This window comes from Delftia sp. WSY_16 (assembly GCF_043104415.1).
Lineage (GTDB): Bacteria > Pseudomonadota > Gammaproteobacteria > Burkholderiales > Burkholderiaceae_C > Comamonas > Comamonas tsuruhatensis.
Window position 1 is genome coordinate 27343 of record NZ_JBICKS010000027.1, and the last position, 19229, is coordinate 46571.

Annotated in this window: 13 protein-coding genes and 1 CRISPR repeat array; of the genes, 7 read left to right on the top strand and 6 right to left on the bottom strand. The window is 66.7% G+C overall.

Translation table 11 applies throughout. The features are described 5' to 3' along the window. The first annotated feature begins 180 nt into the window (after positions 1-180). Positions 181-476: a CRISPR direct-repeat array (repeat unit 33 nt; unit sequence CGTCGCGCCCCGTGCGGGCGCGTGGATTGAAAC). A 218-nt stretch (positions 477-694) separates the two neighbouring features. Further along, positions 695-2422 (top strand): methyl-accepting chemotaxis protein, encoded by a 1728-nt coding sequence (locus ACF8O7_RS14610; protein WP_392443628.1) that lies wholly within the window; start codon positions 695-697, stop codon positions 2420-2422. Between the two features lie 56 nt (positions 2423-2478). On the opposite strand, the gene ACF8O7_RS14615 is transcribed toward ACF8O7_RS14610, so the two are convergent. Next, positions 2479-5844 carry a mechanosensitive ion channel domain-containing protein gene (locus ACF8O7_RS14615; protein WP_392443631.1) on the bottom strand — a complete coding sequence of 1122 codons (3366 nt, stop codon included), beginning with the start codon at positions 5842-5844 and terminating at the stop codon, positions 2479-2481. Between the two features lie 372 nt (positions 5845-6216). Here ACF8O7_RS14615 and ACF8O7_RS14620 point away from each other — a divergent pair, with 372 nt between their 5' ends. The 3 genes from ACF8O7_RS14620 to ACF8O7_RS14630 are packed head-to-tail and all read left to right on the top strand — an operon-like array spanning position 6217 to position 11079. Further along, positions 6217-8139 (top strand): PrkA family serine protein kinase, encoded by a 1923-nt coding sequence (locus ACF8O7_RS14620; RefSeq protein ID WP_392443632.1) that lies wholly within the window; start codon positions 6217-6219, stop codon positions 8137-8139. 46 nt (positions 8140-8185) lie between these two features. Then, positions 8186-9454: a YeaH/YhbH family protein gene (locus tag ACF8O7_RS14625; RefSeq protein ID WP_016449755.1), complete on the top strand. Its 1269-nt coding sequence runs from the start codon at positions 8186-8188 to the stop codon at positions 9452-9454. After that, complete coding sequence (locus tag ACF8O7_RS14630) at positions 9451-11079, top strand: SpoVR family protein (protein ID WP_016449754.1); 1629 nt, start codon at positions 9451-9453, stop codon at positions 11077-11079. Before ACF8O7_RS14625 ends, ACF8O7_RS14630 begins: the two co-directional genes overlap by 4 nt. 25 nt (positions 11080-11104) lie before the next feature. Here ACF8O7_RS14630 and ACF8O7_RS14635 read toward each other — a convergent pair whose 3' ends face one another. Both ACF8O7_RS14635 and ACF8O7_RS14640 read right to left on the bottom strand, forming a co-directional pair. Beyond that, positions 11105-11413: a hypothetical protein gene (locus tag ACF8O7_RS14635; protein ID WP_016449753.1), complete on the bottom strand. Its 309-nt coding sequence runs from the start codon at positions 11411-11413 to the stop codon at positions 11105-11107. 61 nt (positions 11414-11474) lie between these two features. Then, positions 11475-12806, bottom strand: a complete 1332-nt coding sequence (locus tag ACF8O7_RS14640) for an ammonium transporter (RefSeq protein ID WP_392443635.1) — start codon at positions 12804-12806, stop codon at positions 11475-11477. A 229-nt stretch (positions 12807-13035) separates the two neighbouring features. On the opposite strand from ACF8O7_RS14640, the gene blaOXA reads away from it, so the two are divergent. Then, positions 13036-13836: a class D beta-lactamase gene (gene blaOXA / locus ACF8O7_RS14645; RefSeq protein ID WP_241150390.1), complete on the top strand. Its 801-nt coding sequence runs from the start codon at positions 13036-13038 to the stop codon at positions 13834-13836. 54 nt (positions 13837-13890) lie between these two features. On the opposite strand, the gene ACF8O7_RS14650 is transcribed toward blaOXA, so the two are convergent. From ACF8O7_RS14650 to ACF8O7_RS14660, 3 genes are all read right to left on the bottom strand, one after another. After that, the gene (locus tag ACF8O7_RS14650) at positions 13891-14631 is read right to left on the bottom strand and encodes an SOS response-associated peptidase (RefSeq protein ID WP_017406928.1); all 741 of its coding nucleotides are present in this window, start codon (positions 14629-14631) and stop codon (positions 13891-13893) included. A gap of 38 nt (positions 14632-14669) precedes the next feature. Beyond that, on the bottom strand, positions 14670-15473 hold the full coding sequence (locus ACF8O7_RS14655; protein WP_047218721.1) for a PhzF family phenazine biosynthesis protein: 804 nt from the start codon (positions 15471-15473) through the stop codon (positions 14670-14672). 201 nt (positions 15474-15674) lie between these two features. After that, positions 15675-17339, bottom strand: coding sequence for a hypothetical protein (locus tag ACF8O7_RS14660; RefSeq protein WP_392443640.1), 1665 nt, complete (start codon positions 17337-17339; stop codon positions 15675-15677). A gap of 176 nt (positions 17340-17515) precedes the next feature. On the opposite strand from ACF8O7_RS14660, the gene ACF8O7_RS14665 reads away from it, so the two are divergent. Together ACF8O7_RS14665 and ACF8O7_RS14670 are read left to right on the top strand one after the other, a co-directional pair. Then, positions 17516-18484, top strand: coding sequence for a LuxR C-terminal-related transcriptional regulator (locus ACF8O7_RS14665; protein ID WP_016449747.1), 969 nt, complete (start codon positions 17516-17518; stop codon positions 18482-18484). Positions 18485-18565: 81 nt separating this feature from the next. After that, positions 18566-19165 (top strand): TetR/AcrR family transcriptional regulator, encoded by a 600-nt coding sequence (locus ACF8O7_RS14670; protein ID WP_012204257.1) that lies wholly within the window; start codon positions 18566-18568, stop codon positions 19163-19165. Positions 19166-19229: the final 64 nt, after the last annotated feature.

The window sequence follows — 19229 nt, forward strand, 5'->3', positions numbered from 1 at the left end:
GCGTCCCGCGAACCCCAAGTGACCTTTGTCCTCCCCTGAGGTTCGCATTTCTGCAAGCCGTTGTTTTTGTTGAGGCATCACTGCGTCTGTCGTGGTCCTTGCCGTTTTTCCGTGACAGAGCGCGCAGGTTCGCGATGGCGAAGCTTTTTTTGCAGTGGTGCGGCTGGGTTATAAGCATGCCGTCGCGCCCCGTGCGGGCGCGTGGATTGAAACTCGCCGGCCCGGTAGGCGCGGTCTGCAGACTCGGTCGCGCCCCGTGCGGGCGCGTGGATTGAAACTGGCCCGCTACATGGCCCCCGCCGGCGATGACGTCGCGCCCCGTGCGGGCGCGTGGATTGAAACTCCCCATGCGAAGCAGTCGGTCATCATTTGTGATCGTCGCGCCCCGTGCGGGCGCGTGGATTGAAACCAGACTGCGCCCGAGGGCTTGGCCACGCCGCCTCCGTCGCGCCCCATGCGGGCATGTGGATTGAAACATGGCCATCAAGCGCGAAATGACGGTTCGTGCAATCGCTGACAGCCCGATGCCTGCATGCCGGCAAGGCGCTGTCCTACTGGATGTGCAGGGTTTGGGAAGGCGACACGACTGATTCAAATTGTCAAATTTGTTCCTGAATGTGTTTCCTCCGTGCCAGCAGTCTGGCCGGTTTGCGTAGGTGGTTCGAGGGAGAGCGACGTGGGTTTTCTGAGGCGTATGAAGTTGGGAACCATGCTGGGCATGGGTTTCCTTGCGGTGATCGTGGTCTGCGTGTGCGTGGCCGGCTTCGGCTGGATGAAGCTGCACGATCAGGGGGAGCAGTTGCGTGTTTTGGCCGAGGACCGCATGGGCAATCTGGCCCGGCTGCAATCGCTCAAGGACAACGCCAATGTGTCGGCGCGGGTGGTGCGCAATCTGGCGCTGATCACCGATCCGGCGCAGATGGCCGAGGAGAGCCGCCGGCTGGATGAGGTGGTCGCCAGGAACGGCCTGGTCATGAAGGAGCTGGACCAGCGCCTGCAGACCGAGCAGGCGCGCCGGCTCTTTGCCGACATACGGCAGGCGCGCCAGCCTTTCGTGGAGACCATGCGCCAGGCCGGTGACCTGGGCCTGGCCAACCAGGGCGATGCCGCCAGGGATCTGATCATGGGGCGCCTGCGCTCCTTGCAGACGACCTATTTCGATGCGGTCGAGGCACTGGTCGATTACCAGAAGGCACAGACGCAGGCCACGGTGGACGGCTCCCTGCGCAGCGTGGCCGAAGACGGCGTGGCCATGCTGGTGCTGACGCTGCTGGCCGCCGCGCTGGGCTCGCTGGTGGCCTGGATGATCACCAGGACGGTCAAGCAGCAGCTGGGCGGAGAGCCCTCCTATGCCGCCGGGGTGGCGCGCCAGATCGCGCAGGGCGATTTGTCCGTGCGGGTGCAATTGACGCCCTGCGACACCTCCAGCCTGCTGCACGCCATGGAGGACATGCGTGCCGGCCTGGCGCGCGTGGTCGCCGATGTGCGGCAAAGCAGCGAATCCATCGCGACCGGCGCCAGCCAGATCGCATCGGGCAATGCCGACCTGAGCCAGCGCACGGAGGAGCAGGCCAGCAATCTGGAGCAGACCGCCGCCTCCATGGAGGAGATGAACGCCACCGTCAAGCTCAATGCCGATACGGTGCGTACCGCCACCCAGCTGGCCGCTTCGTCGAGCCAGGCCGCCACTGGCGGCGGCAAGATCGTGGACCGCGTTGTGGCCACCATGGAGCAGATCACCGCGAGTTCCCGGAAGATCGAGGACATCATCGGCGTGATCGACTCCATTGCCTTCCAGACCAACATCCTGGCGCTCAATGCCGCCGTGGAGGCGGCGCGGGCGGGCGAGCAGGGGCGCGGCTTTGCCGTGGTGGCATCCGAAGTGCGCAGCCTGGCCCAGCGCAGCGCTGGGGCAGCCAAGGAGATCAAGGCCCTGATAGGCGAGAGCGTGTCCAAGGTGGATGAAGGCTCCGGTCTGGTGGGCGAGGCAGGTTCCGCGATGCAGGACATCGTCCGCCAGGCGCAGCAGGTGGCCGACCTGATCGGCGAGATAGGCGCAGCCACGGCCGAGCAGGCCGATGGTGTGGCGCAGGTGGGCGATGCCGTCGTACAGCTGGACCAGGTCACGCAGCAGAACGCCGCCCTGGTCGAAGAGTCGGCGGCGGCTGCTGCCAGCCTGAACGCGCAGGCTGCCAGGTTGGTCGATCTGGTCAGTCTGTTCAAGCTGGATGGGCTGTCCTCGTCCGTGTCCCTGCCCGCGACATCACCGGCCCAGGCGCCAGCGCCAGCCGCCTCAGGCAGCAAGGGCGGCCAGCGGACGAAGGCGTCCCCAGCGGCACCCAGGGTTGCTGCAGCGCCTGCCAAGGTCACCCCGCTGCGCAATGCGGGCGAGCGTGTGGACGAGAACTGGGAAGTGTTCTGACCGCGAGCGCGGCAATGCCGCGCTTTGCGCATAGAACCGGGGGGGGCTTGTCGGCCTCATGCCGTCGGATGGGGTGGGGTCTGCCCAGGCGCATGCCCCGGTGCATGGGCCGGTGCATGGGCCGGCATGTTGCGCACATGCAGGTCCAGCTGCGGGAAGGCCACGGCAATGCCAGCGTCCTTGAGCCGGTCGTTGACGCGGCGGTTGAGGTCGTGGCGCACGGGCAGGCGGTCTTCGACCTTGCCCACGTAGGCGCGCAGCTCGAAGCGCTGGCCGTTGCCTTCCAGCGCCATGAACCAGCAGTTGGGCTCGGGCTCGCGCAGCACCTGGGGGTGCTCCCTGGCAATGTCCAGCAGCATGTCGCGCACCTGCTCGGGGTCGTTGCCGTGGGCCACGGGCACGTCGATCACCAGGCGGGTCACGTCGTCGCTCAAGGTCCAGTTCGTCACCTGGCCGGTGATGAAGGTCTTGTTGGGGATGACGATTTCCTTGTTGTCGAAGTCCAGCACCGTGGTGGCCCGCGTGCGGATGCGCGTGACGGTGCCGGTGAGGGTGTCGATGGTGATGACATCGCCCACGCGGAAGGGCCGCTCCACCAGCAGGATCAGGCCCGAGACGAAGTTGGCGAAGATCTCCTGCAGGCCGAAGCCCAGGCCCACTGTGAGCGCCGCCACCATCCACTGCAGCTGGCCCCAGCGCAGGCCCAGCAGCGTGAAGGCGCTGACCGTGCCCGCGATGGTGATGGCGTAGCGCGCCAGCGTGGCCAGGGTGTAGCGCGCGGAGCTGCTGATGCGGTTGGAGGCCGACAGCGTCACTTCCAGCAGGCCCGGCAGGTTGCGTGCAAAGCTGAAGGTCAGCAGCAGGATCATCACGCCCAGCAGCGCATCCATCAGGCTCACGGGGGCGGCATGCGCGATGCCGTCGGCGCCGGTGTTGGTGGTGTACCAGAGCACCACGCCTTCGGAGCGCAGCAGCGCAGGCAGCACGGGCAGCCAGGCGTAGACCAGGGTCAGCACGACCAGCACCTGCTGCAGCAGGCCCAGCAGCCGGTGCGCCTGGGCGCCCACGGTGACCAGGGCCATCTGGGTGGCTTCGTCGGTGGGGGCCTTGCCGGTGTCCACGCCCGAGCCGCTCTGGGCCAGCCTGGCGGCTTCGCGCAGCCGGTTCAGCGCCAGGCGCCGCTCGCCCAGCAGCAGCCAGCGCCGCAGCAGGTTGACCACGACCTCGACCGCGCCCAGGAACACGAAGCTGGCCATCAGGGCCTGGATGACTTCGGTGGCCGTGTAGACATAGCCGAGCACGATGCCCACGGCCAGCGCGCTGAGCATGAGCATCAGCACCACGCTGACGATCTGGCCCCAGTGGATGCCGGGCCGCTTTTGCTGCATGACACGGCGAAAGTACAGCCAGGCCATCCAGGCCAGCCCCAGCGACAGCATGAGGATGGAGATGCGCCCCCAGGTGCTGATGGCGTGGTTGTCATGGCTGTAGAAGGCCAGGCCGCCCAGCAGTTCGGCAGGCACGATCAGCCAGGCGGCGCGGCGCACCATCTGGCGCAGCATCTGCACGCGAGCAGCCGGCCAGCCGAAGTGGGCCAGTGCCAGCCCGCCCGGGCAGAACAGGGCGTTGAGCAAGGTGGCCACGAATATGAAATCGCTGAGCTGGACCAGGGTGGCGCCCAGCGGCTCCAGCGCCGTGCCCACGGTTTCCGGGCCTTGCAGCAGGCTGCCCAGCGCCGCGGCCGCAAAGCTCCAGGGCAGGGTGTAGAGCAGGCTCCAGCCCAGCGCCAGCAGGCTCAGCCCGAAGTGGTCGCGCATGAAGTCGCCCACGCGCACGGCGATGGACTGCAACTGGCGCAGCGCGTAGCGGCGCAGGCCCAGCAGCAGGGCCACGATCAGGCCGACGGCGCCAAAGGCCCAGGGATCGTTCCAGATGCTGGCGGCCAGCGCCCGCGCGGTTTTCCAGGGCGAGCTGCTGCCTTCGATGTCCTGCTCCAGCGCCTGCCACTCGCTGAGCCAGGTACGGTCCATGGGGCGGTGGCTGGGGAACCACAGCAGCTCCTTGTCCAGCACCTGGCGCAACTCATTGCCGCTGCGCAGGGCCGCGCGCAGCGCGTCGTCGGTCTGCTCCAGCACGGCGATGCGGCGCAGCAACACCGGTTGCAGCTGATCGGTGAGCGCCACCTGCCGGGCCAGCAAAGCGGTCTGCTGGGCCGATACCGTGGCGTTGGCGGCCGGCTCCGGTGCCGCCACGCCGCCTGCATCCGCAGCGTCGGCCGGGGCCTGCGCCGCCGTGTCCGCGCCGGGGTTCTGGCGCCATTTGCTGGAGTTGAACAGTGTCAGGCGCAGCTCGGCCAGCTGGCGCTGCACGGCCCGGTGCCTGGCCTGCAGGGTGCTGCCGGAGGACAGCTCCACGCGCTGCTGCCACAGCCACTGGCCCACGGCCGCGCTGCCACCGCCCAGCCGCAGGCGTGCCTGGGTGTCGCGCAGCGTGGCGCTCAACTGGTCACGCACATATTCGTCATTGGCCAGGGTCTTGCGCTCCTGCGCCAGTTCATTGGAGTTCTTGAGGATCTGCGCGGCCAGCGCCGCATTGCGCTGGGCCAGGTCGCGTATGGCGGGATCGGCGGCGGAAGCGTGCTGGGCGGCCAGCTCCATCTCCTGCACCTGCTGCTCCAGTTGCTGGCGGCTGCGCTCGGCAATGCGCTGGGTCAGCCAGGCGGCGCGCGGCATGCGCTCCAGCAGCTCGCGGCGCTGGGCCTGCAGCTGGGCGGCCAGCAGGCGCTGGCGGGCTTCGATGGTGGACTGCTCTTCCTGGCGCAGCGCCAGCTCCAGCAGGGCGCGGCGGTGCTCTGCGCTGCGCCTTGCCTGCCGGGCCTGGGTGAGGTCGGGGGCTTCGCCGGGCTCGGCCGTCACGGGCTCGGCGTTTTCCTGGGCGCGCTGCTGCAGTATGGACAGGTCGATCCGTCCCGGGCCGGGCTGCGAGACCAGGTTGGCCTGGTCGGCCGCGGATTTCTCGATGCCGGCCTTGAGGGCGGCAATGGCATCGCGCTCATCGGCCAGCAGGCGTTCCAGCACTTCCTGGCTGGCGTTGGCGGGAACGCGTTCCTTCCAGCGATCGAACAGGCTGCCCAGCTGCTCGTCGCTCAGCGGCGCGGGCAGGGGCGGCACGGGCGTGCGTGCCCTGGCGCGCATGCGGTCCAGTTCCTGGGCCAGCGCATCGGCTTCCTTTGTGGCCGAGGCTGCGGCATCGAGCTGGGTCTGAATGGCGTTGCTTCGTTCCTTGTCGGACGCGGAGCCACCGCCCAGGGTGCCCTGCAAGGCACCCAAAGGGCCTGCTGCCGGTGCGGCCTTGGCCAGGCCCGGTGCCAGCAGGGCGAGCAGCAGGCCGAGCACCAGGCACATGGCCCACAGCAGGTGCATCGGCGTGACGGCAGCCAGTTTGCGCGATGGGCGACCGGCGGCAAGTAGGGGGTTGTCGGCAGGAGACATCGGTTCTGAATTCGGGCCTGTGCGGCTGTGTGAGTGCGGACTATCATTTGTCAAAAGTGGGAGCGTGAGGCGCTGTATTCACGGGCCTTGCTGCAGGCCCGGCTGGCTCAAGCCCCTGTCCCGGCACCGCAAAAAGCGGGGTAGTCCAGGAACCTGACATTGTGACCTCGCGCGCAATGCAGACATGTGGGACGTATGAGCTATTCAAAGCGGATGCAAGGTGCTACAACAGTTCCACACGGTAGCGAATGCCTTGCAACTTCGCGGCACTGTTCGCCCTCGGGTGCCGCCGGGAGAGGTCGTATGGATGTCATCAGCAACTCGGCTGCACGTTACGTTCGTTTTCGCGAAGAAGAGATGTCGCTGGACGAATTTCTCGCCCTGTGCCAGCGCGATCCCATGGCCTACGAGGGCGCCGCCCAGCGCATGCTGGCGGCCATAGGCGAACCCGAAATGGTGGACACGCGCAATGATCCGCGCCTGTCGCGGCTGTTTGCCAACAAGGTCATCCGGCGCTATCCGGCCTTCGCCGAGTTCTACGGCATGGAAGACTCCATCGAGCAGGTGGTGAGCTTCTTCCGCCATGCGGCCCAGGGCCTGGAAGAGCGCAAGCAGATCCTCTATCTGCTGGGCCCCGTGGGCGGCGGCAAGAGCTCCATCGCCGAGCGCCTCAAATACCTGATGCAGAAGGTGCCGTTCTACGCGCTCAAGGGCTCGCCCGTGAACGAGTCGCCGCTGGGCCTGTTCGACCCCGTGGAGGACGGGCCGCTGCTGGAGGAGCAGTTTGGCATTCCCCGGCGCTGCCTCAACCATGTGCTGTCGCCCTGGGCCGTCAAGCGCCTGGAGGAGTTGGGCGGCGACATCCGCCAGTTCCGCGTGGTCAAGCGCTATCCCAGCATCTCCAGGCAGGTGGGCATTGCCAAGACCGAGCCGGGCGACGAGAACAACCAGGACATCTCCAGCCTGGTGGGCAAGGTGGACATCCGCAAGCTGGAAAACTTTGCCCAGGACGACACCGACGCCTACAGCTACTCGGGCGGCCTGTGCCTGGCCAACCAGGGCCTGCTGGAGTTCGTGGAAATGTTCAAGGCGCCCATCAAGGTGCTGCACCCGCTGCTGACGGCCACGCAGGAGAGCAACTACAAGGGAACGGAGGGCTTTGGCGCCATTCCCTTCGACGGCATGGTGCTGGCCCACAGCAACGAGAGCGAGTGGAAGGCCTTCCGCAACAACCGCAACAACGAGGCCTTCCTGGACCGCGTCTACATCGTCAAGGTGCCTTACTGCCTGCGCGTGTCGGAGGAGGTGCGCATCTACGAGAAGCTGATCCGCGAGTCGTCCCTGGCCAGCGCCGTGTGCGCGCCCGGCACGCTCAAGATGATGGCCCAGTTCGCCGTGCTCACGCGGCTGAAGGAGCCCGAGAACTCCAGCATCTTCAGCAAGATGCAGGTCTATGACGGCGAGAGCCTCAAGGACACGGACCCGCGCGCCAAGAGCTTCCAGGAGTATCGCGACTATGCGGGCGTGGACGAGGGCATGTCGGGCATCTCCACGCGCTTCGCGTTCAAGATCCTGTCCAAGGTCTTCAACTACGACAGCACCGAGGTGGCGGCCAACCCGGTGCACCTGATGTATGTGCTGGAGCAGCAGATCGAGCGCGAGCAGTTCCCTGCCGAGCTGGAGACCAAGTACACCAGCTACATCAAGGAATACCTGTCGCCGCACTATGCCGAGTTCATCGGCAAGGAAATCCAGACGGCCTATCTGGAGAGCTACAGCGAGTACGGCCAGAACATCTTCGACCGCTACGTCACCTACGCCGACTACTGGATACAGGACAGCGAGTACCGCGACAACGATACCGGCGAGGCCTTCGACCGCAACGCGCTCAACGCCGAGATGGAGAAGGTCGAGAAGCCCGCGGGCATCGCCAATGCCAAGGACTTCCGCAACGAGATCGTCAACTTCGTGCTGCGCGCGCGGGCCAACAACCAGGGCAAGAACCCCAGCTGGACCAGCTACGAGAAGTTGCGCGTGGTGATCGAGAAGAAGATGTTCTCCAATACCGAGGAGCTGCTGCCCGTGATCAGCTTCAACGCCAAGGCCAGTGCCGAGGATGCCCGCAAGCACGAGGACTTTGTCACCCGCATGGAGGCCAAGGGCTATACGTCCAAGCAGGTGCGCCTGCTGTGCGAGTGGTATCTGCGCGTTCGCAAGAGCAACTGACGGGTGGGTGCGCCGCCCTTCGGCGCGCCCGGGCTGGGGGGAACAGATGGCATTGCAAATCATCGATCGCAGGCTGGCCGGCAAGAACAAGTCGGTGGGCAACCGCGAGCGCTTCGTGCGCCGCTACAAGGCGCAGATCGCCGAGGCGGTGCGCCGCGCGGTGGACAAGCGCGGCATCCGCCACATGGAGGAGTCCGAGAGCGTCTCCATCCCGCGCAAGGACATCCGCGAGCCCGTGTTCCACCATGGGCAGGGCGGCGTCCATGACACGGTGCACCCGGGCAACACCGAGCATGTGCGCGGCGACCGCATTGCCCGGCCGCAGGGCGGCGCAGGCGGCGGCGGCTCCCAGGCCAGCGACAGCGGCGAGGGCGAGGACGACTTCACCTTCACCCTGACCAAGGAAGAGTTCATGGAACTGTTCTTTGAAGACCTGGCCCTGCCGCGCCTGCTGCGCACCCACATCGGCAACACCATGCAGTACAAGACGCGCCGCGCCGGCTACAGCCACGACGGCACGCCGCACAACCTGGCGCTGCTGCGCACCATGCGCGGCGCCCTGGGCCGGCGCATTGCGCTGACCAAGGCGCCGCACCGCGAACTCAAGGCACTGGAGGAGCAGCTGCAAGCGCTGCTGGCGCAGGACGATGGCACCAGCGAGGCGGCGGCCGAGCTGCAGCAGCGCATCGATGCGCTGAAGCTGCGCATGGGCACGGTGGCCTTTCTCGACCCCATCGACCTGCGGTTTCGCAACCGCACGCGCGTGCCTGCGCCCATCAGCCAGGCCGTGATGTTCTGCGTGATGGATGTGTCCGGCTCCATGGACCAGGACCGCAAGGACCTGGCCAAGCGCTTCTTCATCCTGCTGTACCTGTTCCTGACGCGGCACTACGAGAAGATCGACATCGTCTTCATCCGCCACCACACGCAGGCGGCCGAGGTCAGCGAGGACGAGTTCTTCCACTCCCAGGAAAGCGGCGGCACGGTGGTCAGCAGTGCGCTGGTGCTGCTGGACCAGATCATCCGCGCGCGCTACCCGTCCGGGGACTGGAACATCTACGTGGCCCAGGCCAGCGATGGCGACAACTTCGGCGACGACGGCTCCAACTGCCGCAACCTGCTGGTCGACAAGATCCTGCCGCTGGTGCGCTACTTCGCCTATGTGCAGGTGGTGCAGGAAGAGCAGAGCCTGTGGCAGGAGTACAGCCAGGTGCTGCCGCTGTTCTCGCATTTCGCCATGCGCAAGGTGTCGGACGCCAGCGAGATCTACCCCGTGTTCCGCGACCTGTTCAAGAAAGAGGGGGTATCGGTATGAACCTCTCTCACTATCCCGTGCTGGCGCCCCGCCATGCCACGCCGCAGTGGAAATCCCATCTGGCCAGCGAACGGGCCCAGCGCATCGTGCCCTCCGCGCCGCTGCCGGCGGGGGAGCGGCCGGCCGAGCCTCTGCCAGATCCCAGCGACTGGACCTTCGAGCTCATCGAACGCTATCACGCAGCGATTGCGGCCGCCGCCGAACGCTACGGCCTGGACACCTATCCCAACCAGCTGGAAGTGATCTCGGCCGAGCAGATGATGGACGCCTACGCCAGCGTGGGCATGCCCGTGGGCTACCGCCACTGGAGCTACGGCAAGGAATACATGGCGACCGAGCGGCGCTACCGGCGCGGCCACATGGGCCTGGCCTACGAAATCGTCATCAACTCCAATCCCTGCATCAGCTATCTGATGGAGGAGAACACCACGGCCATGCAGGCCCTGGTGATCGCCCATGCGGCGTACGGCCACAACAGCTTCTTCAAGAACAACTACCTGTTCGGCATGTGGACGGATGCCGGCAGCATCATCGACTACCTGGTCTATGCGCGCGACTTCATCACCCAGTGCGAGGAGCGCCACGGCCTGACGACGGTGGAGCAATGGCTGGACTCCTGCCATGCCCTGTCCAATCTGGGCGTGGACCGCTACCGCCGCCCCTCCAAGAAAAGCCTGGCGCGCGAGCGGGCCGAGCGCGAGCAGCGCGAGGCCTATGCCCAGCAGCAGGTCAACGAGCTGTGGCGCACCCTGCCGGCCCGCCCGGGCAAGGACAGCGCGGCGCAGCACAGCGAGCGCTTTCCCAAGGAGCCCGAGGAAAACCTGCTGTACTTCATCGAGAAGAACGCCCCGCTGCTGGAGCCCTGGCAGCGCGAGATCGTGCGCATCGTGCGCAAGATCGCCCAGTACTTCTACCCGCAGCGCCAGACCCAGGTGATGAACGAGGGCTGGGCCACGTTCTGGCACTACACCCTGCTCAACACCCTGTACGACGAAGGCTGGCTGACCGACGGCGTGATGATCGAATGGCTGTCCTCCCACACCAATGTCATCTACCAGCCCCCGGCCGGTCACCGCGCCTACAGCGGCATCAATCCCTATGCGCTGGGCTTTGCCATGTACCGCGACATCCGCCGCATCTGCCAGGACCCCACCGAGGAAGACCGCCGCTGGTTCCCCGACCTGGCCGGCACGCCCTGGCTGCCGGCGCTGCACCATGCCATGCAGAACTTCAAGGACGAGAGCTTTGTCGGCCAGTACCTGAGCCCACAGCTGATGCGCGACATGCGCCTGTTCGCCATCCATGACGACGCCAGCGAACGCGAGCTGCTGGTCAGCGCCATCCATGACGACGACGGCTACCGCACCCTGCGCCAGACGCTGTCGCAGCAATACGACCTGGGCGCGCGCGAGCCCAATATCCAGGTCTGGAACGTCAATCTGCGCGGCGACCGCTGCCTCACCCTGCGCCACACCCGCTACCAGGGCCGGCCGCTGTCCGACGATGCGCTGGAAGTGCTCAAGCACGCAGCGCGCCTGTGGGGTTTTGGCGTGCAGCTGGAAAGCGTCAACGGCGATGGCGACGCGCCCGTGCTGCTGCACTCGGTGCCCGCTCCACCGGCCTGATCCTCCTGCCTGAGCCAGCCAGGCCCTAGCGCAGCGTGCCCACGTACTTGCGGTTTTCCGCACGCTGGCGCATCAGCTCGCCGGCGCGCTGCATGAGCGGCGAGCGCTCGGCGGGCCCGGCCAGCGCGGCATTCCAGGCCGCTTCGAAGCGATGGGTCCATTCCACCAGTTCGGGCGTGCTGCGCGCCCCTTCCTGCTCCCGTGCGAAGCGGATGATTTCGGCGGCGTACTCGGCATTGGCCGCCAGCCATTCGGTATCGGTCACGCGGCCGCAGCTTCTGCGCAGCAGCACATGCAGGTGCGCGGCGATGGCCAGGAGTTCGCTTTCGGGCATGTAGTGGCACTCCTTCGGTTTGACGATCATCGGGCGCCGGGCCGCTTCGCGGCTCGGCCGTTCATCCACTCAGGCGTTCGCGGTGCAGCGCCAGGTCCAGGCCCTGCAGTTCGCTTTCCTCATCCACGCGCAGGCCGATCAGCATGTCCAGCAGCCACAGCAGCGCCGCCGTGGCCACCAGCGTGAACAAGGCCACGGCCAGCACGCTCACGGCCTGGGTGAGCACGCTGGCCTGCACGCCGCCGATCTGCGGGCTGGCAAACACGCCGGTCAGCAGCGATCCCACGATGCCGCCCACGCCATGCACGCCAAACACATCCAGCGAATCGTCCGCGCCCAGCAGCCGCTTGAGCCCCGTTGCGCCCCAATAGCAGGCGACACCGGCCATCGAGCCGATGCACAGCGCCGACAGCGGCGTCACGAAACCGGCTGCCGGCGTGATCGCCACCAGGCCGCCGACCAGCCCCGAGCACAGCCCCAGCAGCGTGGCCTTGCCGCGCACCACATACTCGGCCAGCGACCAGGCCAGGGCGCCCGCGCTGGCGGCAATGTGGGTGACGGCCAGCGCCAGCGCCGCCCGGCTGTCCCCGGCCAGCGATGAGCCGGCGTTGAAGCCGAACCAGCCCATCCACAGCAGGGCCGCGCCCATCATGGTCAGGGCCAGGTTGTAGGGCTCGAAGGGCTCGTGCCCGTAGCCGCGGCGCGGCCGCAGGAACCAGGCGCAGACCAGCCCGGCCACGCCCGCGTTCACATGCACCACGGTGCCCCCGGCAAAGTCCAGCGCGCCCATGCGCGCCAGCCAGCCGCCCGGCTCCCACACCCAGTGCGCCACCGGTGCATAGACCAGCAGGCTCCACAGGCCCACGAAGATCAGCATGGCACCGAAGCGCATGCGCTCCACCCAGGCGCCCACCAGCAAGGCGGCGGTGATCACGGCAAAGGCCAGCTGGAACATCGCATAGGCTGCTTCGGGCACGTGCGGCGCCAGGTGGCTCACGGCCACCAGGCCCTTGGCGGCGTTGAAATCCAGCCCCGCGAACCAGGCGCGCGAATCACCGCCTATCCACGCATTGCCGGGCGTGAAGGCCAGCGAATAGCCCAGTGCGAACCACAGAATGCTGACCAGGCAGGCAATCGCCACCACGCTGGCCATGGTGTTGAGCACGTTCTTGCGGCGCACCATGCCCGCATAGAACAGCGCAATGCCGGGCAGCGTCATCAGCAGCACCAGCACCGTGGCCGTCATCAGCCAGACCGTGTCCACGGCGCTGAGGGATTCCACCGCCACCAGCGAAGGCCGCGTGATCGCCTGCTCGGCCGCCTGCGCCGCACCCAGGACCGCAACCCATCCTCCCGCCACCAATGTTCTCAATGCCCGTGCGTACCTGTGCATGCAATGACTCCCTTGTTTGTTGTGGTCATGGGGCCGTCTGCCGTTGCCGCCATGGCTGCATTGGCCGGCCTGCAGCGGCCTTGCACAAGTCGTGCCAGCGCAGACGGGGCCCTTGGGGGCCGTGCGATGCAGCCGGAACACCAAAACGGGAAAACCGCGAGTCAAAACAGGGCAGCCGGGCGGGCGGTGCACCATCGCCGTGCGGTGGTGCAGCTCTTAAACTGCCGGCATGAATCGAAGAAATCTGATGTGCGCCGCGCTGCTCGCCTGTCTGTCACAGGCGGCGCTGGCGGCTGCCGAACTGCAGGACAGGCCCGAGTGGGCCCGCTTTTTTGCCGATGCCAAGGTCGATGGCAGCATCGCCGTGGTCGATGCCAGAGGCCCGGCCGAAGCCGTCTACGTCCACAACCGTGAACGCGCGGCGCGGCGCTACTCGCCCGCTTCCACCTTCAAGATCCCGCACAGCCTGTTCGCGCTGGACGCCGGCCTGCTGCGCGACGAGTTCCAGCGCATTGCCTGGGATGGCGTGAAGCGCCAGTTGCCGGCCTGGAATGCCGATCAGGACCTGCGCTCGGCCATGCGCAACTCCACCGTCTGGGTGTACGAAGGCTTTGCCAGGGAGCTTGGCAGTGCGCGTGAGGCTGCCTACATGCGCAAGATCGACTACGGCAATGCGCTGGCCACGGGCGAGCAGCCGTTCTGGGTGGAAGGCGATCTGGCCATCTCGGCGCTGGAGCAGGTGGCCTTCCTGCAGCGGCTGTACCGCAATCGGCTGCCATTGCCGGTGGAGCACCAGCGGCTGGTGAAGGACGTGATGGTCAACGAGGCCGGCGCCGACTGGATACTGCGCGCCAAAACCGGCTGGACGGGCCGTATCGGCTGGTGGGTGGGCTGGGTGGAATGGCCTGCCGGCCCCGTGTTCTTCGCCATGAACATGGACACGCCCCACCGGCTGGCCGACCTGCCCAAGCGCCAGGCCATCACGCGCGACATCCTGCGCTCCATCAACGCGTTGCCCAAGGCGCCGTAGCGCGCGGGACAAGCCCCATGCGTCAGCCCATCAGCCCATCAGCCCATCAGCCCATCAGCCCATCAGGCCTGGAGGCCGCTTGTCGGCCTTGCGCTCCACGGGGTTGGCGGTGAGCCAGTTGGAGGGGTACTGGCGCATGAACTCGCGCGCCTTTTCCACGCGCGCGTTGAGCCAGGCGTCGTAGGCGCCTTCGTTGAGAATCGCCGGCATGCGCTTTTCCGCGCCGGGCTGCTGGTAGCGGTGCAGCAGCGCATGGCTGTTGGCGTTGACCGTGAGCAGGGCGTAGCTCAGCAGCACCTCGCCATCCGGGCCCGTCCACTGCGCCCACACGCCGGCCACGCCCATGGGCTTGCCGTCGATGCGCGAGATGCGCGTGGGCAGGGCCTTGCCGTTGCGGTAGTCATCCTCGAAAAAGGCGGCCATGGGCACGATGCAGCGCTGGCCATTGAGCCAGGCATCGCGGAAGGCCTGTGCCGTGGAGACGGTCTCCGAACGCGCATTCACCAGCTTGAGCGCGCGCAGCCGTCCATCGGAGGCTGACTTCACCCAGTGCGGCACCAGGCCCCATTGGGCGGCAACCAGCTCGCGTGCGGGCGGTGCCGCAGGCGCGGGCGGTGTGTCGGAAGCGGAGGGTTCTTGCTGTCCGGTGGCGGCATCCGCGGCCACGGCGACGCTGCGGATGAAAAAGCCGGACTTGCGCGGTGTCATGTTGCGCTCGCTGGCGGCAGGCGCCTCCACGCCGAAGGCGTCGCGGTAGGCGTCGGCTTGCGACAGTGATTCGTAGTGGGTACTCATGCGCGGATGGTACCTGCGTGCCAGCGCAAAGTCGGGCGTCAGACGGTAATGGTCCCGGTCAGATAACGCGCGCAATGGCCCGCCACCTCGACGCTGGTATCGGTCACCTCGCAAAACAGCGTGCCCGTGCGGCGAGAGGCCTGGTGGCCGATCAGACGGTTCTTGCCCAGCCTGCCCGCCCAGTAGGGCGCAAGCGCCGCATGGATGGAGCCCGTGACGGGATCTTCCTCGCCGCCATTGGCGGGCCAGAAGTAGCGGCTGACGAAGTCATGGGAGGCGCCCGCATCCGCAGGCGCCGTCACTACCACATCCAGCGGTCCCAGTGATTTGAGGCGCTCCAGGTCCGGCTTGACGGCTCGCACCTGGTCTTCGGTTGCGTAGACGGCCACGTAGGCCTGCTGGTTCACGAGATAGGCCGTGGGTGCGGGCGTCAGGCCTTCGCGCAGTGCGGCGGGCACCTCATCCAGCGGCTTGGCATCGCGGCGCGGGAAGGTCATGACGATGCGTCCGCCATCCTCCTGCGCGGCCGTGACCTTGCCCACGGCGGCGGCCCAGAACGTGATGCTGCGCAGCGCCGGGTCGGCCTCGAAGAGCACGAAGGCGCTCGCCAGCGTGGCGTGGCCGCAGAACGCGATCTCGGTCAGGGGGGAGAACCAGCGGATCTCGAAGGCGGCGCGCTCGGCACTCCAGACCAGGAACGAGGTTTCCGAAAGATTGTTCTCGGCGGCAATGGCCTGCAGCGTGGAATCGGCAAGCCATGCATCCAGGGGAATGACGGCGGCCTGATTGCCCTTGAATCGTTCCGATGTGAATGCGTCGATGACGTGGATGGGGAGTTGCATTTGCAAAAGGCCTTTGGGTCGGATTCGTGTGCAGCCCGTCATTGTTGTCTCTGTCTCCAATGGCTGCGCGCGGATTCTACGGTCCGGCAGGACGGAGCTGAGGCATGCATGCCCGGCATGCCGGCCCACGCGGCTGCGGGGCGCCGCGTGGGATGCCTCGCCCCATTCCTTGCTTGAAATGCCCGCTCCCGGCTGCAAGGCTCACTCAATGCCCAGAACCGTTTTCATGGCAGCCCAGGCCACGCCGTTCAGCCGGGTGGAATAGCTGAGCGCCTGGTCTTCGCTGGCAATGGCGGCAGGCAGGCGATAGCCGAATACGCTGCCGTCGAATTCCGTATAGCCCCGCGTCACGCCTTGCATGAAGGTCTTGCCAGGGAAGTCGGCAAAGCTCAGCAGGCGCACGCCCTGGGAGGTGGAGAGGGTGTAGGCGCTTTGCGAATGCACGGTGCAGGCGCCCAGATCGCTGTAGGCCGGAGGGGTGGACTCACAGCTGTAGAACTGGGCGTTGGCCGCATCGATGAAGGCCACGCGCAACACATGGTTGGCATCGACCGGCCCCGCCGCCCCGACTGTCGAGGCGCGCACGGTGGCTGGAGTCGACAGGTTCACCGCGCTGGCCGGGCGGCCGGCAATCATGGCTTCCAGCGTGGCGAAGCCGAAGCGGTCCGTGGCCGTGTTGTTGATGAAGGCCGGCGACCGGTTCAACTGCACCGACAGTGCAGTGCGCATCTGTGCGCCCTGCGGGAAGACGGCCGAGCCCAGCGTGGCAGGGTCCATTTCGATGGAGCGGTCATGGCGGATGCCCTCGGCCTGCAGCGTTGTGTCTCCGGCACGCAATTGCGTGATGACTTCGGCCATGGGCTTGCCGCTGACGTCCTGCGAAGCGGTGGTAAAGCCCAGGTAGGCGGTGGACTGGTTGCACAGCAGTGTGCGCGAGGGAACCCCCTGTGTCGTCAGGCGCGCAACGGAACTGTCGCAGCGCGTCCATCCGGTGCTGGTGAGCGTGACGGACGGGAACAGCGCTTCCTGCGTACTGGGTGCACCGTTGGTTTTTCCGCTGCGTGTCTCGAACTGGTGGGCAAAGCCGTCTGCCTGGACGACGCCGTCGGACCTGCGTTCACGCACGGAGTAGTTCTGCGCGTTGCCATAGTTCAGAAACGCCAGTTGGTTCGATGCCACGGCCGCTGCGCCAGGTGCCGTCACCTGAATAGGCACGCCCAACTCAAGCGCGTAGGCGGTGACCTTGGCGGCTGTGCGCGCGGTATCCGCAAGCACGGCGGCACTGGAGGCCGCGTCGCTCTGGTAGTCGTAGATCCTGGCGGCGTCGATGCCGAGCTGGCGGGCCACTGCAGCCTCGGCCACTTCCCTGGCCGTGCCGGCCGCGATGGCCTTTTGCACCAGGCTGGTCAGTGGATTGATCTGCGCGGATTTGCCAGCCGGTGCAGACAGCACGAACGCCTTGGCTGTGGCGGTGCTGGTGGGGTCCGCAGCGTCCACGGATTCGGGTGTGATGCGAGCCAGCACGGGAGCCTGGTTGAAGGCAGCGGTGGCTGCCGCATCGCCGGGTTGATAGGTCAGGCTGAACTTGCCGTCACTGCCGGTGGCCGCTGCGCTGGGCTCGCCCGTGTCGCAGGCTGCATTGGCGTTCAGATCCACGCAGACTGCAGCGTTGCGCACGGCCTGGTCGATGGCGACGGTGCCTGACAGCGTGATGGCCGGCTGTGTCACGGTGCCGCCGCCGGTGCCCCCGCCGCTGTCGGTGCCGCCGCTGCCTCCTCCACAGGCATAGAGGCTTGCAACAAGGCCGCACAGCAGCACAGGGCGCACGGCGGGAAAGGAAGTGGATGCACTGGGGTGGATTTGCATGGTGTCGGTACAGGAATGTGGGTGGCAAGCCAACTCTATGTGTGACACGCAACAAACAAAATGATGCAATTGCACTATCCTGAAGCGCTGCCGGGGTGGGGCAAGAGGGCACGGCTCGCGCAACACCCGCCCGTGCAGTCGATCTCAACGTATCGAAGAGAGGCAGGCAAGCCGCCATGGACGCTGCATACAACCACCTGCTGCTGAACCTCTACCGGCTATCGCACGAGCAGCCTGTCGAACATTTCCAGGACCAGGCGCTGGACCTGCTCAAACCCGTGCTGCCCTTCGACTCGGCCATGTGGGGCTCGGCCACCATGACGGCGGCCGGCATCGATATCCACACCATCCACCTTCACCGGCAGCCGCCCGAAATGCTGCAGGCCTATGAAGAGGTCAAGCACCTGGACACGGCGGCGCAGGCCGTCACCATGCATCCCAGCGAGACGCTGGCCTTCGAAGCGAGGACCTGGTTCAGTGGCCGGCATCAGGGGGCGCTGCGCGACTACGGCAGGCGCTTCGAGCAGTCGCACTTCTTCATCGGCGGGATGCTGAACCCGAGCACTCTTTACACGCGCTGGCTCACGCTGTTTCGCGCCCGCACGGATGCGCATTGCACCGAGGGCGAGCGCCAACTGCTGGCCGCTCTGCTGCCCCATGTGCAGCAGGCGCTGGAACTCAACCGCCTCACGCATCTGGGGCAGCTTCGGCAGGGCCTGGCCCGTGATCGGTTGGGCTCGGCACTGGCAGACCCGCGCGGCATCATCCACCACATGGACGTCGTCTTCGAGCACGCCTTGCGCGCCGAATGGCCGGGCTGGCAAGGTCCTCGCCTGCCTGCGGCCGTGCAGACTGCGGCACAGGGCGGCGCCCATCGTCTGGTGGCCCACACCCTGGTCATCACGCTGTTCACGCAGCACGGTCTGCTGTGGTTGCGAGCGCGCCCCCGGTGCGCAGCCGACGGGCTGTCCCCCCGCGAAGCCACGGTTGCCCGGCTTGTGGTCCGGGGCCTGACCCACAAGCAGATTGCAGTCCAACTCCAGCGTGCTCCTGCCACGGTGCGCAATCAGATCCGCTCCATCTACGAAAAGCTGGGCATCGCCAACGTGGCATCGCTTGCCGAGGCACTCCGGCTGATGGATTGAGGCCAAGGTCCAGGAAAACCCTGGTGTAGTTTGCACGTGCTTGTGAAAATAGAATGAAGATTCGTTCTACGATCATTTCCCATGCAAGACGAGGCCTGGACCTTCTTCCCGCATGCGGGTTCGCGCCATGTGCAGACGCTGCGCGTGGCGCTCAGGCTGTTCGTGGAGCGGGGCTTCTTCAATACCTCGATACAGGACCTGTGCGCCGAGGCCGGCGTGTCCATCGGTTTCTTCTACAACCACTTTGCCGACAAGGAAGGCATTGCGCGCGAGCTGTACCGGCATTTGCTGGCGCGCATGAATGTGCTGCTCGACGATATCGAGGAGCGGCACGCGGGCAGCGCCCAGCGCTGCCGCGAGGTGCTGCGCATGCTGTTCGGGCTGGCCGAGGCCGAGCCCGAGGCCATGGGCTTCGTGGTCAATGCGCGCCACCGCGAGTTTCTGCCCGACGAGCAGGCCATCTGCTCGGCCTCGGCCTTCGTGCGCATGCGCGGCTTCGTGTTCGCCGGCATGACCGATGGCGAGATCCGCCAGATGGAGCCCATGGTGGCGGCCAGCCTGATGTATGGCAGCGCGATCCGCATGATCTGCCTGCGGCTGGACGGCATCATCGACACGCCCATAGAGCCCCTGTTCGACGCGCTCTGGGACGGGGTGTGGCGATCGCTCAAGCCTGACTGAGCGGCGCATTTTCCGGCGCTGGCGCCGTGCGGCGCCAGCGGTTGTTCCACTGAGGCGAAAGCAC

What these genes read in the sequence shown, in the direction of transcription:
- ACF8O7_RS14610 (WP_392443628.1), top strand. Translation starts at nt 695, where the DNA reads ATGAAGTTGGGAACCATGCTGGGCATGGGTTTCCTTGCGGTGATCGTG.
- ACF8O7_RS14615 (WP_392443631.1), bottom strand. Translation starts at nt 5,844, where the DNA reads ATGCACCTGCTGTGGGCCATGTGCCTGGTGCTCGGCCTGCTGCTCGCC.
- ACF8O7_RS14620 (WP_392443632.1), top strand. Translation starts at nt 6,217, where the DNA reads ATGGATGTCATCAGCAACTCGGCTGCACGTTACGTTCGTTTTCGCGAA.
- ACF8O7_RS14625 (WP_016449755.1), top strand. Translation starts at nt 8,186, where the DNA reads ATGGCATTGCAAATCATCGATCGCAGGCTGGCCGGCAAGAACAAGTCG.
- ACF8O7_RS14630 (WP_016449754.1), top strand. Translation starts at nt 9,451, where the DNA reads ATGAACCTCTCTCACTATCCCGTGCTGGCGCCCCGCCATGCCACGCCG.
- ACF8O7_RS14635 (WP_016449753.1), bottom strand. Translation starts at nt 11,413, where the DNA reads ATGCCCGAAAGCGAACTCCTGGCCATCGCCGCGCACCTGCATGTGCTG.
- ACF8O7_RS14640 (WP_392443635.1), bottom strand. Translation starts at nt 12,806, where the DNA reads ATGCACAGGTACGCACGGGCATTGAGAACATTGGTGGCGGGAGGATGG.
- blaOXA (WP_241150390.1), top strand. Translation starts at nt 13,036, where the DNA reads ATGAATCGAAGAAATCTGATGTGCGCCGCGCTGCTCGCCTGTCTGTCA.
- ACF8O7_RS14650 (WP_017406928.1), bottom strand. Translation starts at nt 14,631, where the DNA reads ATGAGTACCCACTACGAATCACTGTCGCAAGCCGACGCCTACCGCGAC.
- ACF8O7_RS14655 (WP_047218721.1), bottom strand. Translation starts at nt 15,473, where the DNA reads ATGCAACTCCCCATCCACGTCATCGACGCATTCACATCGGAACGATTC.
- ACF8O7_RS14660 (WP_392443640.1), bottom strand. Translation starts at nt 17,339, where the DNA reads ATGCAAATCCACCCCAGTGCATCCACTTCCTTTCCCGCCGTGCGCCCT.
- ACF8O7_RS14665 (WP_016449747.1), top strand. Translation starts at nt 17,516, where the DNA reads ATGGACGCTGCATACAACCACCTGCTGCTGAACCTCTACCGGCTATCG.
- ACF8O7_RS14670 (WP_012204257.1), top strand. Translation starts at nt 18,566, where the DNA reads ATGCAAGACGAGGCCTGGACCTTCTTCCCGCATGCGGGTTCGCGCCAT.